Source organism: Streptomyces sp. B1866 (assembly GCF_031932565.1).
Lineage (GTDB): Bacteria > Actinomycetota > Actinomycetes > Streptomycetales > Streptomycetaceae > Streptomyces.
The window spans coordinates 1-13251 of sequence record NZ_JAVSCF010000182.1; the positions used below are offsets into that span (position 1 = coordinate 1).

Genomic DNA, 13251 nt, shown 5'->3' on the forward strand with positions numbered 1-13251 from the left:
GCCGCCGCCCCCGAACCGGCGGCCGCCGCCTCCGCGCCGGCCGCCGCCGCCGCGGAGGACGTCACTGCCCCGGAGGACGCCGCGTGACCGCCTCCACCAGGCCCAGGCAGCCCGTCGTCGTGCGCCGCGCCCGCCCCGCCGCGGGCCCGCCGGACGGCGCCGCGTCCTCCGCCCCCGTCCGCGTGCTGCTCGTGCACGGCCTGGCCAGCAGCGCGCGCGTGTGGGACCGCTTCCTGCCGCTGGCCGGCCCCGGCTGCGAGCTGTGGACGGCCGAGCTGCCCTGGCGCGGCTGCGGCGTCACCGGCTGGTCCGGCCGGCCGGCCGCCGACTGGCTGGACCACGCCGTGGCCGAGGTGCCCGGCGGCCCCGACGTGATCGTCGGCCACTCCTTCGGCGCCAACGCGCTGCTGGCCTGGCTGGACGGGGACGGCGGCGCTGAGGCGGCGCGCCGGGCGCTGCGCGGCGCGGTGCTGGTCTCGCCGTTCTACCGCCCCCAGGAGGACCGGTTCGACTGGGCGGCGCTGTCGTACTACCTCAACGAGTTCGACCGCATCATCGCCGACGGACTGCGGGTCAGCGCCGGCGGCAGCCTCGACCAGCGGCTGTGCGACGCCATGGCCCGCAAGATCCGCGACCGGGTCGGCCCGTACGGCTGGCTGCGCTTCATCGAGACCTACCTGCACACGCCGCGGCTGCGCGTGCGGCGGCTGCGCGTGCCGTTCCTGATCGTCGGCGGCGAGACGGACTTCGCCGCCTTCCCCGCCGACGCCCGGGAGCTGGGGCGGGCGCTGCCGGACGCCCACGTGCGGATCCTGCCGGACGTCGGCCACTTCACCATGGTCGAGCGCGCCGGGGACTTCGCCCACGCGGTCAACGGCTTCCTCCGCACCCTCACCGCCCGGCCCCGGCCGGACGCGCCTCTTCCGTCGATGGAGTGCACCTGATGACAGCCCCCGTCGCGCCGTCCCTGGTCAAGTCGCTGGTGACGGACACCACCACCGTCCGGCTCCGGCCGCGCTACGAAGGCGCCAACATCTGCACCTGGATCGGCTTCAAGCACGTCAACTACCTGGTGGAGGAGGCCCTGCTGGTGCACTTCGCCGGCTGCGGCCTGTCCGCCCGGGTGCTGTACGAGGAGCTGGGGCTCGGCCTGGACGTCGTCGACCTGGACACCCACATCCTGCGCGCGCTGCACATGGACGACGAGGCCGAGGCCGAGGTGGTGCCCGCCGTCCGCGAGCACGAGGGGGAGCTGGCCTTCACGGTGACGCTGCGGGTGGTCCGGGACGGGGTCAGGCGCAAGGCGGCCACCGCCACCGCGCGCGTGTCGCTGCGCGTGGACACCTTCTTCGGCGACCCCGGGCACGTGCCCGCGGAGCTGGCGCCCTACGCGGTGCCCCGGCTGGGCGCCGACCTGGCGGGCGTGCCCGCCCCGCCGCCGGCCGCCGCGGCCGCCGCGCTGGCCTCCGGCGCGGGCGAGCAGGCGGTGCTCGACGCCCTCACCGCCGGCCGCAACGCGTACGCGTGGCGGTGGACCGTGCCGTACACCTACTGCCACTTCAGCGAGCGCCTCCAGATGTCCGGCTACCTGCGGCTGATGGAGGAGGCCAAGGACCGCTTCGTGGCCGCCCGCGGCATCTCCATCCGCAGCCTGCTGGACGACCGCCGGTGGATTCCGGTGGTGCCGCGCTCCTCGCTGCGGATGCTGGGCGAGGCGCTGATGGAGGAGGAGCTGTACACGGTCTTCACCGTGGAGGAGGTCTTCAAGGACTTCACCTACACCGCCCGCATGGACTGCTACGCGGTGCAGGGCCGGCGGCTGAGACGGGTCGCGACGGGCTCCATCGTGCACGGCTACGCGGTGATCGAGGGCCGCCGCGACTGGCGCCTGACCTCCCTCGACCAGCGGGTCCTGCGGGCCCTGGCCGGCCAGCCGGGCGGCACGTGATGGACGACATACTCGTCACCGGCCTCGGCGCGCTGAGCTGCCTGGGCTCGGGCGCCGACGCGTTCTGGCGCGGCATGAACGACCCGCGCCCGGCCCCGCGGCGGGTGCCCGACCCGCTCGCGCGCATGGACCTGCCGCTGATGTACCTGGTGCCCGAGGCCGACCTGCCGGACGGCCCCGAGGAGTGCGACGGCCTGCCGCTGGGGCGCGGCACGCAGTTCGCCTGGGAGGCCGCCCGGCAGGCGGTCGCGGACGCCGGGCTCGGCGGCGCGGACGGCCTGCGCGGGGTCGACCCGCGGCGGGTGGCCGTCGCCATCAGCAGCGGCATGGGCGACTCCGACCTGCGCGAGCGGCGGCGAGCCGTCGAACTGGCAGGCGCCGAGCGGACGGGAGCCGGCCCGGCGGCGCGCCACGAGCGGTGGCTGCCGGACGCGGACGCCCGGCCCGCCGCCGACCGGTGGCTGCCGGCCTTCCCCGCCGCGTCCGTGGTCGGCGGTCTGCTCGGCGCGCGCGGGCCGAGCACCTGCCTGAGCAACGCCTGCGCGGCCAGCGGGTACGCGCTGTCGGTCGCCGCCGACCTGATCCGCTGCGGCGAGGCCGACGTGGTCGTCGCGGGCGGCACCGACGCGTACTCCCGCGTGGCGCTCGGCTGCTTCAACCGGCTGGGCGCCGTCGACCCCGAGCGCTGCCGGCCGTTCGCCGCCGACCGGCAGGGCACGGTCTTCGGCGAGGGCGCCGCCGTCCTGGTGCTGGAGTCGGCCGCCCACGCCCGGCGCAGGGGCGCGGGCCCGGGGTACGCGCGCCTGGCGGGCGCCGGGTGGAGCTGCGACGCGCACCACGCGACCGCGCCCGAGCCCGGCGGCGAGCAGATCGAGCGCGCCATGCGGCAGGCCCTGGCCCAGGCGGGCGCGACCGGCGAGGAGGTCGGGTTCGTGGTGCCGCACGGCACCGGCACCGCGCTGAACGACGTGGTGGAAAGCCGGGTGCTGGGCAGCGTGCTGGGCGCCGCCGCGGCCCGTACGCCCGTCTACAGCGCGAAGGCGCTCGTGGGGCACACCGGGGGCGCGGCGGGCGCGTTCGCGGCGCTCGCCGCCGCGCTGGTGCTGCACCACCGCACGGTCCCGGCCAATGTTCCCGTCGGCCCCCTCGACCCGGAGTGCGCGCTGTCCCTGCCGGACCGCGCCGCGCCCCCGACCGGCCCGTACGGCCTGGTCAACGCCTACGCGTTCGGCGGGAACAACGTTTCCCTGGTGCTGCGCGAGGCGGCCCGGTGACCGCCGCTGGGGCTGGCGGTCCGCGGTCGCTGGTCGTCACGGGCGTCGGCGTGGTGGACGCGGACGGCTTCGACTTCCGCACCGCGCTGGGCCGGCGCGGCTACAAGTACCTGCCCGCCGCCTCCCAGTACTTCCTGGCCGCGGCCAAGCGGGCGCTGGCGCACGCGGGCGAGGGCAGCCTCACCGCGGCCGACCCGCAGGCGCGCGGCGCGGCCGTGGGCACCAACAGCGCGGCCGCCGCCCTGCACGACGCGATGGACCGCACGGTCATCGGCGCCGGCGCGGCCGAGCTGAGCCCGCTGACCGCGCCGTACTTCTCCGTCAACCTCTTCGGCAGCCGCCTGGCCACCGAGCACGCGCTGAAGGCGTTCAACCTCACCTTCACCAGCCCGCGCGTGGCCGGCCTGGAGGCCCTTCAGACCGGCCTGCGCGCGGTCGCCGCGGGCCGGGCCGGCTGGCTGCTGGCCGGGGCCACCGAGGAGGCGCTGCCGCCGCACGAGCCGGGCGCGAAGACCTCCGAGGCGGGCGCCGTGGCGCTGGTGCTGGAGCCGGCGCGCGCGGTGGCGGCGCGCGGCGGGCTGCCGCGCGGCCGGGTGGCGGTGCGCACGTTCTTCCTGCCCCCGCGCGAGGCGGCGTCCGCGCGCGGGGCGGAGGCGGCCGGCGAGCTGCTGGCCGACGCCCTGGCGGCCCTCGGGCCCGGCGGCGGCGCGTACGGCCCGTACGACCGCCCCGGCCAGTCCGGCCCGTACAGCCAGTCCGGCCCGTACGCGCCGTCAAGCCCGTACCCGCCCCGGGGCCCCTTCGGGCTTGACGGCCTCGACGTCACGGCCGTGCTCGACGACTCGGCCGTGGGCCGGGCGGTGGCCGCCGCGCTGGGCGAGGGCGCGCGGACCGTGCCCGCGGGCGCCGGGTGCCTGGCACCGGTGCTGCGGGTCGCCGGCGCGCTCGGCCCGGAGGGCGGCGACGGCCGGCCGCGCGCCGTGGTCACGGCCGCGGCCGAAGGTAACGCGGCCGTGTGCCTCATCGTGCCGGAAACCGGCCAAAGGTCACCGGGTCCACCGGGGACACCAGCATCATCGGAACCAGCGGAAAGCCGTTAGTCGGGGGAAGAGGCAGCGAGCGAAAGGGGACGGAAGTCACGATGACCACGTCGCTTGAGGGTTCCTGGTGCCTGATCCTGGGGGCGTCCAGCGGAATGGGCCTCGCGACGGCCCGCGAGCTGAGCCGCGAGGGCGTGCACGTCCTGGGCGTGCACTTCGACACCGCGGAGGGGCAGGAGAAGGCCGCCGTCGCGCGGGAGGAGATCCGCTCACAGGGCGTCCAGGCGCACTTCTTCAACGCCAACGCCGCAGCCGCCAGCACCCGGCAGGAGCTGGTGCCGAGGTTCGCCGAGCTGGCCGGGGACAAGGGCATCAGGATCGTGCTGCACTCGCTGGCCTTCGGCACCCTGCTGCCGTTCCTGCCCGGCGAGGGCGAGGAGGGCATGACTCCACGCCAGATGAACATGACCCTCGACGTGATGGCGCACTCCCTCGTCTACTGGACGCAGGACCTGTTCGCCGCGGGGCTGCTCCGCGAGGGCGCGAAGGTGTACGCGATGACCAGCACCGGGGCCGGCAAGGTGACCCGCAACTACGGCGCGGTGTCGGCCGCCAAGTGCGCGCTGGAGTCGCACGTGCGCCAGCTCGCCCTGGAACTCGCCCCCTGGGGCGTGGCCGTCAACGCGATCCGCGCGGGCCTGACCATCACCCCGTCCCTGGAGCGCATCCCCGGCAGCGAACGGCTCGCCGAGTACGCCAGAGGCGTCAACCCGCACCGCCGCCTCACCCGGCCGGAGGACGTGGCCGAGGCCGTTTTACTGCTCTCCCAGACCTGCTCCTCGTGGATCACCGGCAACGTGATCGGGGTGGACGGCGGGGAGATCCTCACGGCCTGACCCCCGTCGCCGCGGCCGCGCCGCGCCGGGCGGGCACGGGCCGCGCACCCCGTACCGCCGGGCCGGCGCCCGCACCGCCCAGACCCGACCGCCCGGACCCGACCGCCCGGACCCGACCGCCCGGNGCGCCCGCACCGCCCAGACCCGACCGCCCGGACCCGACCGCCCGGACCCGACCGCCCGGACCCGACCGCCCGGACCCGACCGCCCCGCGGGCCGCGGACCCGCCGTACGGCCCCCAAGCCCCCCGACAACTCGCTGAAAACTCCCGAAAAACAGCCAGAAAAGACCGCGAAGACCCGAGAAGGCCGCAAGACACCCAAGAACCCCCAAGAAACCGTAAAAAACCCCGGAAAGACGAAAGACACGGAAGCCATGACCGCATCGGACGCCCGCCGCACCCGGCCGCCCCGCGCCCCACTCGGCCTGCCGCGGCGGCGCCCGGGCGGCCCGCCCGCCCCGCTGCCGGCCCCGCTGGCCGCGCTCGCCGCGGCCGCCTACGGGGCCGCGCACGCCTACCAGGTCTACCACCCGCCGCTGCCCGCCGGCCGGGCCCGCACGCCCGCGGCCAGGGGCCTGCCGGTGCGCACCCGCACGGTCACGGCGTCCCGGGACGGCATACCGCTGCGCGCGTGGGTGGTGCCGGGCGCGGGCCCGCACACCGTCGTGGTCTGCCACGGCATGGGCCGCACCAAGGCCACCGTGCTCGGCCACATCGAGCTGCTGCACCGCGCGGGCCACCACGTCGTCGCCTACGACCTGCGCAACCACGGCGAGAGCGGCCGGGACCGGGCCTGGCGGGACATGGGCGAGCGGTTCACCCGCGACCTGGAGGACGTGCTGGCCGCCGTGGCCGCCGACCCGGCCCTGGCGGGCGGATCGCTGGCCGTCCTGGGCTTCTCGTTCTCCACCTGGCCGGCCCTGGTGGCGGCGGCCCGCTCGCGCGTGCCGGTGGCCGCGGTGGTCGCCGAGGGCGGCCCCGGGTTCGACGTGGCGGGCGGCTTCGGCCACTTCGCGGCGCTGCGCGGCCGCACGCTGCCGGCCGCGCTGCTCACCCCGCGCTCGCTCGCCGCCTACCAGCGCGCCTTCCGCCGCGCCGCCCTGCGCATGCTGGGCGCCGCGGGCTGGCCGCCCGACCCCGGGTCCGTACCGGCCCGCGTGATGTTCATAGCGGGGGCGCACGACGCGGTCGTACGCCCCGCCGAGGTGGAGCGCACCGCCCGGCACTACCCTGGCGCCGAGTTCTGGGTGGCGCCCAACGCCACGCACCTGAGCGGGCTGCGCTTCGACACCGCCGAGTACGAGCGGCGCGTCCTGGGCTTCCTGGCCGAGGCGTTCGAGGCGGCCGGCGCCGCGGGCGGCCCCTACGGACGGCACCGTCCCTACTGGGCCGTGCCGGAGTCGATAACCACCGGGGACGACCGCCCATGACCGACCACCTGCTGATCGAGAGCGGCGGGCCGGAGACCGGACCGGCGTGCGAGCGCTTCGTCGCGGACGCGGCCCGACTGGCCGGGGACGGGCACCACGTGGTGCTGTTCCTGGTGGAGAACGGCGTGACCGCCGCCCTGCCCGGCGCCTCGCGCGGTGTGCGGGCCTTCCTGCGCGGCGGCGGCGAGCTGTGGGTGGACGCCTTCTCCGCCGCCCAGCGGGCGCTGCCCGCCGCCGACCTGCTGAGCGCGTCGCGGCTGGTGGAGATGGACGAGGTGGCCGCCAAGCTGCTCCAGCCGCGCGTGCGGGCGGTGTGGCACTGATGGCCCGGCCCGTCCCGCCCGCCGACATCCTGCTGAAGCTGCTCGGCGCCCCGTACCAGACCGAGCTGATCACCTCCGCGCTGCGGCTGACCCAGGCGCTGCTGGACCGCGGCGCCCGCGTGCAGGTCTGGGCCTGCGGCGAGGCCACCCGCCTGACCTGGGCCGGCCTGGGCGAGGCCAAGCCCCGGCACTTCGGCGACTGGGAGCGGGAGTACCCCTCCCCGCCCGCCGTCGTGCGCGGCCTGCTGGAGGGCTACCCCGACCGGCTGCACTGGTACGTGTGCGGCTTCTGCTGCGACGAGCGGGGCACCGGCGACCAGATCGCCCGGGTGCGCAGGCGCCCGCTGACCCGGTTCGCCGACCACGTGCGGGCGGCGGGCAAGTCGCTGTCGCTGGGGGTGGCCTGAGCCGTGCCCGACACAGGAGCCCGCCCCGGCACCGAGGCCGCCGCCGGGACGGCCGCGTCCGGCCGCTGGCTGGTGATGGTCGAACGGGCCTACCGGGGCTCGGTCGAGCGGCAGTACGCCGACGTACTGGCCCTCGTCCCGCAGCTGCACCGGCAGAGCGGCGGCGGCGTCGACCTGGCGCTGCGCGGGCTCGCGGCCAGCTACGCGCTCCAGCCCGCGGGCGACGAGCCGCCGGTGCGCCTGGGCGGCCGCGACCTGGACACCCGGACCGACCCGCGCGCCCTGGTCCGCACCGCCCTGGCCGCCGGGGTGGCCGTGCTCGTCGAGGAGCCCTGCCTGGCCGCGCTGGGCCGCAGCGCCGCCGGGCGGCTGCTGCCGGGCGTGCGCGTGCTGCCGGGCGGCGCCCTGGCGTCGAGCTGGCCGCGCTACGAGGAGGTGTGGTTCTGGTGACCCCCGGCCCGCGCCCCGCCGCGCCCGGAACCCGCGCTTCCGTCGGCCGTACGCTCGTCGGCCGTGTCCCGGGGACCTCCGCCGGGGTCCGGGAGCCCGCCCGTACCCCCGCTCGCCCTCCTGCCACTATCGAAGGAGTACACCGACCCATGGTCTTCGCCACCGACAGCGGCGGCCCGCTCATCTCCGCCTGGGCCGCCGTGTCGCCCTGGGGCCTGTCCGGGGCCGACTTCGCCTCCGGGCTGGCGTCCGGGCGCCCGGCGGGCACGCCGCTCGACCCCGAGGAGTGGTCCGTGCCGTACCGCAGCGCCTGCCTGGTGCCGGGCTTCGAGATCAAGCAGGCCCTGGGCCGCAAGGGCACCCGCTCCCTGGACCGGGCCACCGGCCTGGCGCTGTCGGCGCTGTGCCAGCTGCTGGGCACGGGTGGGCCCGCGAGCGGGAACGGCTCCGGCGGCCCGGACGGCGGCGAGCGGCTGCCGGGCGTCGGCGAGGACACCGGCCTGGCGCTGGGCACCAGCGCGGGCAGCGTGCAGAGCATCATGGACTTCACCCGCGACTCGCTGGTCGGCGAGCGGCCGTTCTTCGTGGACCCGGCCCGCTTCCCCGGCACGGTGATGAACTTCGCGGCCGGCCAGGCCGCCATCTGGCACCGCCTGAAGGGCCCGAACACCACCATCGCGGGCGGCAGGGCCACCGGCCTGCTCGCGCTCCAGTACGCGCTGCGGCTCCAGCGCGCGGGCCGGGCGGCCGCCGTGCTGTGCGGGGCGGTGGAGGAGTTCTCCTCGGCCCGCGCGTGGCTGGAGTGGCACGCGCGGGACGCCGACGACGAGCAGAGCACCGGGGGCGCGGACGGCACCGCAGCGCGGGAGGCGGACGCGGCCGTCCTGGGCGAGGGCGCCGCCGTGTGGCTGCTGGAGCCGGCCGCCGCCGCGCGGGCGCACGGCCGGGGCATCGCCGAGGTCGCGGGCGTGGAGTTCGGCTTCGCCGCCGAGCCCGGGGACGTACGGCCGGTGCTCGCCGAGGTGCTGGGCCGGCTGCTGGCGCGTACGGGCACGGATCCGGCGGCGGTGTGGGCGGTCGCCGACTCGGGCGAGCCGGGCGCGCGCGGGCGGGCCGAACGGGCCGCCCTGGCCGACGCGCTCGGCGGCCGCGAGCCCGCCCGGGTCACCCCGGCCGCGTGCATCGGCGACACCTGCGCCGCGTCGGCGGCCTTCCAGGTGGCCGCCGTGCTGGCCCTGGCCGAGCGCGGCGACGCGGCCCCCGGCAGCCCCGCCCTGGTCACGACCGTCGACCGGGACGGCGTGGTGGGCGCGGCGCTGCTGCGGACCGTGGCGGGCCGCCCCTAGCGGCGGCCCGCGCGCCCGGCCGGCGCCCGACCAGCCCCCCACCCGAAGCCGTCAGACCCCGCAGGAAAGGAGAAGCACCCATGGCCGAAGTCACCGCCGCCTTGGATCTGGAGGATCTGCGCGCTTTCGTCGCGGACGTACTCGACGTGGACGTGGAGGAGGTGACCGACGACGCCGACTTCGTGGAGACGCTGGGCGTCGACTCGCTGATGGCCCTGGAGGTCATGGTCGTGCTGGAGAAGAAGTACGCCGTCAAGCTCCACGAGCAGGAGATAAAGCAGGTGACCTGCTTGCGGAAGGTCTACGAACTCCTCGCCGCGAAGCTGGAGAAGTGACGTGGTGCCCCCCGCGTGTACGCCCGTCGACGGGACGGTGGAGGTGGTGTGGTCCGGCACCCCCGACGAGCCCGCCCGGACCGTGGTCCGGATCGACGAGGCGGAACAGGTGTTCGCCGGACACTATCCCGGATTCCCGATATTTCCCGGTGTGTGCGTGGTGGAGTACGTGCACCACAGCGCCCTGGCCACGCTGCCCGACCCGGCGGGCCGGTGGCGGCTGGCGGCCATCGAGTCGTCGCGCTTCACCAGTCCGGTCTATCCGGGCGACGTGCTGACGACCGAGCTGACCTGGTCGCGGGACGGCGAGGCGTGGCGGTGCCGGGCGGTCGCCGCGACCGAGCGCGGCCAGGCGGCGCAGGTGCGGCTGCGGTTCGAGGCGGGAAGGGCACCGCTCGTTCCATGATCACGATACGGGAGATCAAGCGGCTGCTGCCGCACCGCTATCCGATGCTGCTGGTGGACCGGGTCACCGAGCTGGTGCCCGGCGAGCGGGCCCGCGGGCTGAAGGCGATCACCTGCAACGAGCCCTGGTACCAGGGCGTTCCGGACGAGGCGGCCGACGAGGCGTACCACTATCCGTGGACGGTGCTGGTCGAGTCGTGGTGCCACGTCGCCGGGGTGCTCGTCGCCTGGGAGGATCCCAATCCGGACGTGCTCAGCGGGCACGCCATGCTGCTCGGCGGCCTGTCCGACGTGCGCTTCCACCGGCCGGTCATCCCCGGTGACGTGGTCGAACACCGGGTGGAGCTGGCCCGGGTGATCGGCGAGACGTTCGTGGTCCAGGGGGAGAGCGTGGTCGGCGACGAGACCGTGCTGGAGGTGGGCCGCCTGGTGGTGACCATGCGACCGGCCGAGCAGTTGCCGCGCACCGCGGCGCGACGGGCCGGTACCACCGTGACGTAGCGTCACCCGGTGCCGTAACGTCGGACATGTCGGAGCCGTCGGAAGGGGAGGAATGCCACATGCCCGGCAACATGTCCGGCGATCGGTCCGGCGATCGGTCCGGCGATCGGTCCGGCGACACGGCCGGTGACGCCACCGGCGTCACCGGCGCCGTCCGCGCCGCCGGCGTCGGTGTCGGCGCGGCCGGCGGGCGGGTCGCGCTGGTGTCGGGCGGCTCGCGCGGCATCGGCCGCGCCACCGTGCTGCGGCTCGCCCGGGACGGCTACGACGTGGTGTTCTGCTACCGCGCGGACGCGGACGCGGCCAAGGTCCTCGAAGTGGAGGCGGCCGAGGCGGCCGAGGCGGCGGAGCGCGGCGGCGGCCGGGTGGCGGGCCGCCGGACGGACGTCACCGACCTCGGCGCCGTGCGCGACCTCGTCGCCTTCACCGAGGACCGGTTCGGCCCGGTCGACGTCGTGGTCACCTCCGCCGGCGTCACCCGGGACAACCCGCTGCTGCTCATGACCGAGGAGGAGTGGCGCCACGTCCTCGACGTCAACCTGGACGGCACGTACCACCTGTGCCGGGCGGTCGTCTTCGGCATGATGAAGCGCAGGTCCGGGTGCATCGTCAACGTCTCGTCCGTGGCCGGGGTCCACGGCAGCGCGACGCAGGCCAACTACGCCGCGTCCAAGGCCGGGATCATCGGCTTCACCAAGTCCCTCGCCAAGGAGGTCGGCGGCTACGGCATCCGGGCCAACGTGGTGGCGCCGGGCTTCATCGAGACGGATATGACGGCGAAACTGCCGGACAAGGTCAGGAAGCAGGCGGAAAAGAACATTCCACTCCGCCGGTTCGGCCGCCCCGAAGAGGTGGCCGACATGGTGGCGTACCTCGCCGGAGCGGAGTACGTCACCGGTGCGGTGTTCCAGGTCGACGGCGGGATCGTCATCTGAGGCGGCGGATTCGGCCGGGAGCCGGGAAACGGAGGCGATCATGACCGGTGGGAGCAGGAAGCTGCCACGCTTTTATTTCAATTTTCGCAGCCCGTACTCTTGGATAGCCTATCGTGACCTGATGGATCGCTATCCGGATGTCGCGAAGGCGGTCACATGGCACCCGTGGTGGGAGCCGGACGCGGACAGCGAGCGGCTCGTGATCGAGAACGGCGAGAGATTTCCGTATGCTGCCATGACGCGGGCGAAACACCTCTACATCCTCCAGGACGTGCGCAGGCTGACCTGCGACCGCGGGCTCGCCGTCGCCTGGCCGGTCGACCGGGACCCGGTCTGGGAGGTGCCGCACCTGGCGTACTTCGTCGCGCAGGACCACGGGCGCGGCGCCGAGTACGTGGAGCGCGTCTACCAGGCGCGCTGGGAGGAGGGCAGGGACATCTGCGACCGGGACACGGTCGCGGCGCTCGCCCGGGACCTCGGGCTCCCGGCCGACTCGATGGCGGGTGCGGCCGACGACGAGGACCTGCGCACCGGGCGCGGGCTGGAGGCGCTGCTCGCCCTCAGCCGGGACGGGGCCTTCGGCGTCCCGTTCTTCACGCATGGTTACGACAAGTTCTGGGGTGTGGACAGGCTTCCGGCGTTCGTCGCGTCGGTCCGCTCGGTCCGCGCCCGGGGCGAGGCGGAGCAGCAGCCGCAGCCCGACCCCCTGAAGTCGTCCCCCACGGACTTCGCAGGCGCCCGGTCCGGAGACCAGGGGCACGCGGGAGGCTGTGGGTGAAGGCGGGCCCCGCCCGTCCCGAATCACTGTGAGGCTGCCCTGAGTCCCGTCGGACCTCCCTTCCACTCAAGGAGGACGCCCATGCCCGATTCCCGGGAGACATCGGCGCGGCGCTCCTCGCTGAAGTCCCTCGCGCTGTCGGCCGTCGCCCTGCCGGTCGCCCCGCTGTACGGGGTCTCGCTGGCCTACCTCGCCTTCCACCCGCGCAACCGCGCCCAGCACGGCCACCCGCGCGACTTCGGCCTGCCCTACGTGGACCTGCGCATCCCCTTCACCTCGGGCAAGTACGTCCACGCCTGGCTGTGCCCGGGGTCGGACGAACGGGTGGTCATCGTCGGCCACAGCCTGGGGATGAACAAGGGCCGCAGCCTGGCGCACGCCAAGTTCCTGCACGACGCCGGCTACACCGTCTGCCTGTTCGACCACCGCAACCACGGGTCGAGCAGCGACGACCGCTCCTTCGTCGGCCTCGGCGACCGGTTCGCGAGCGATATCACCGCCATCGTGTCCTACCTGCGGCTGCGCCGGGGGTACGGCTCTGCGGGCATCGCCGTCTACGGCTTCTCGTTCTCGTGCTTCTCGTCCATGTGGGCCCTGACCCACGAGGGCTTCGAGGTCGACGCGCTCGTCTGCGACAGCGGCCCGGGCCACGACGTGCCGCCGCTGCTGCGCCGGTTCCTGGAGGCCAAGGAGCTGCCGCTGCCCGCCCTGCTCAGCGGCGAGCCGTCACGCTCGGTGGTCACCAGCGTGCTGGGCAACCTGGGCATGGCCATGGTGCGGGCCCAGTGGCCGCCGCCCGCGGTGGGCAAGTTCGCTCAGATCCCCCTGCTGTTCATGTCAGGGGAGCGCGACGTGATCGTGCCGCCGTCGTCCGTCGACGCGCTCGCCGAGCGATTCCCGCAGGCGGAGACGCACGTGCTGCCGAATGCCGAACACCTGCTCGGTCTTCAAACGGATCCCGAGGCATACGCGAATGTCGTACTGGATTTCCTCAAGCGGGCCCTGGGGTAGTCCCGGGAGCACGGCCCCGGACTTGCGCCGCCACCGTTTCCGGGGGCGGCGGCCTGCCGGGCGGGCGATACCCGAACGCCCGGCCGAGCGGGCGGCGACCGAACGGACAATCGGACTTCAGGCAAAGGAAGAGACACCATGCATAAGGTCCTGATCGCCAATCGTGGCGAG

16 protein-coding genes are annotated in these 13251 nt (G+C 75.3%); all 16 read left to right on the forward strand.

Features of this window, described 5'->3' with window-relative positions:
* Positions 1-83 precede the first annotated feature (83 nt).
* The 16 genes from RKE29_RS21275 (at position 84) to RKE29_RS21350 (ending at position 13080) form a co-directional block, all read left to right on the forward strand.
* Positions 84-944 carry an alpha/beta fold hydrolase gene (locus RKE29_RS21275; protein WP_312007111.1) on the forward strand — a complete coding sequence of 287 codons (861 nt, stop codon included), beginning with the start codon at positions 84-86 and terminating at the stop codon, positions 942-944.
* Positions 944-1948, forward strand: a complete 1005-nt coding sequence (locus tag RKE29_RS21280; protein ID WP_312007112.1) for a hypothetical protein — start codon at positions 944-946, stop codon at positions 1946-1948. The genes RKE29_RS21275 and RKE29_RS21280 overlap by 1 nt, the downstream gene beginning before the upstream one ends.
* Positions 1948-3222: a beta-ketoacyl-[acyl-carrier-protein] synthase family protein gene (locus RKE29_RS21285; RefSeq protein WP_312007113.1), complete on the forward strand. Its 1275-nt coding sequence runs from the start codon at positions 1948-1950 to the stop codon at positions 3220-3222. Before RKE29_RS21280 ends, RKE29_RS21285 begins: the two co-directional genes overlap by 1 nt.
* On the forward strand, positions 3219-4322 hold the full coding sequence (locus RKE29_RS21290) for a beta-ketoacyl synthase N-terminal-like domain-containing protein (protein WP_312007114.1): 1104 nt from the start codon (positions 3219-3221) through the stop codon (positions 4320-4322). The genes RKE29_RS21285 and RKE29_RS21290 overlap by 4 nt, the downstream gene beginning before the upstream one ends.
* Positions 4323-4363: 41 nt before the next feature.
* Complete coding sequence (locus RKE29_RS21295) at positions 4364-5158, forward strand: SDR family oxidoreductase (RefSeq protein WP_312007115.1); 795 nt, start codon at positions 4364-4366, stop codon at positions 5156-5158.
* Between the two features lie 375 nt (positions 5159-5533).
* Positions 5534-6589: an alpha/beta fold hydrolase gene (locus RKE29_RS21300; RefSeq protein ID WP_312007116.1), complete on the forward strand. Its 1056-nt coding sequence runs from the start codon at positions 5534-5536 to the stop codon at positions 6587-6589.
* Positions 6586-6912, forward strand: coding sequence for a hypothetical protein (locus RKE29_RS21305; protein WP_312007118.1), 327 nt, complete (start codon positions 6586-6588; stop codon positions 6910-6912). Before RKE29_RS21300 ends, RKE29_RS21305 begins: the two co-directional genes overlap by 4 nt.
* Entirely contained in the window at positions 6912-7319 is a 408-nt protein-coding gene (locus RKE29_RS21310; RefSeq protein ID WP_312007119.1) for a hypothetical protein, read from the forward strand. Before RKE29_RS21305 ends, RKE29_RS21310 begins: the two co-directional genes overlap by 1 nt.
* Positions 7320-7322: 3 nt before the next feature.
* Positions 7323-7769 carry a hypothetical protein gene (locus RKE29_RS21315; RefSeq protein WP_312007120.1) on the forward strand — a complete coding sequence of 149 codons (447 nt, stop codon included), beginning with the start codon at positions 7323-7325 and terminating at the stop codon, positions 7767-7769.
* A gap of 149 nt (positions 7770-7918) precedes the next feature.
* Entirely contained in the window at positions 7919-9115 is a 1197-nt protein-coding gene (locus RKE29_RS21320) for a beta-ketoacyl synthase N-terminal-like domain-containing protein (RefSeq protein WP_312007121.1), read from the forward strand.
* Between the two features lie 80 nt (positions 9116-9195).
* Positions 9196-9450 carry an acyl carrier protein gene (locus RKE29_RS21325; protein ID WP_312007122.1) on the forward strand — a complete coding sequence of 85 codons (255 nt, stop codon included), beginning with the start codon at positions 9196-9198 and terminating at the stop codon, positions 9448-9450.
* A gap of 4 nt (positions 9451-9454) precedes the next feature.
* Complete coding sequence (locus RKE29_RS21330; RefSeq protein WP_312007123.1) at positions 9455-9856, forward strand: hypothetical protein; 402 nt, start codon at positions 9455-9457, stop codon at positions 9854-9856.
* Positions 9853-10356: a beta-hydroxyacyl-ACP dehydratase gene (locus RKE29_RS21335; RefSeq protein ID WP_312007124.1), complete on the forward strand. Its 504-nt coding sequence runs from the start codon at positions 9853-9855 to the stop codon at positions 10354-10356. The genes RKE29_RS21330 and RKE29_RS21335 overlap by 4 nt, the downstream gene beginning before the upstream one ends.
* A gap of 59 nt (positions 10357-10415) precedes the next feature.
* Entirely contained in the window at positions 10416-11291 is an 876-nt protein-coding gene (gene fabG, locus RKE29_RS21340) for a 3-oxoacyl-ACP reductase FabG (protein WP_312007125.1), read from the forward strand.
* Between the two features lie 40 nt (positions 11292-11331).
* Positions 11332-12069 carry a DsbA family protein gene (locus tag RKE29_RS21345; RefSeq protein WP_312007126.1) on the forward strand — a complete coding sequence of 246 codons (738 nt, stop codon included), beginning with the start codon at positions 11332-11334 and terminating at the stop codon, positions 12067-12069.
* 81 nt (positions 12070-12150) lie between these two features.
* Positions 12151-13080: an alpha/beta fold hydrolase gene (locus RKE29_RS21350; protein ID WP_312007128.1), complete on the forward strand. Its 930-nt coding sequence runs from the start codon at positions 12151-12153 to the stop codon at positions 13078-13080.
* The last annotated feature ends 171 nt before the right edge of the window (positions 13081-13251 follow it).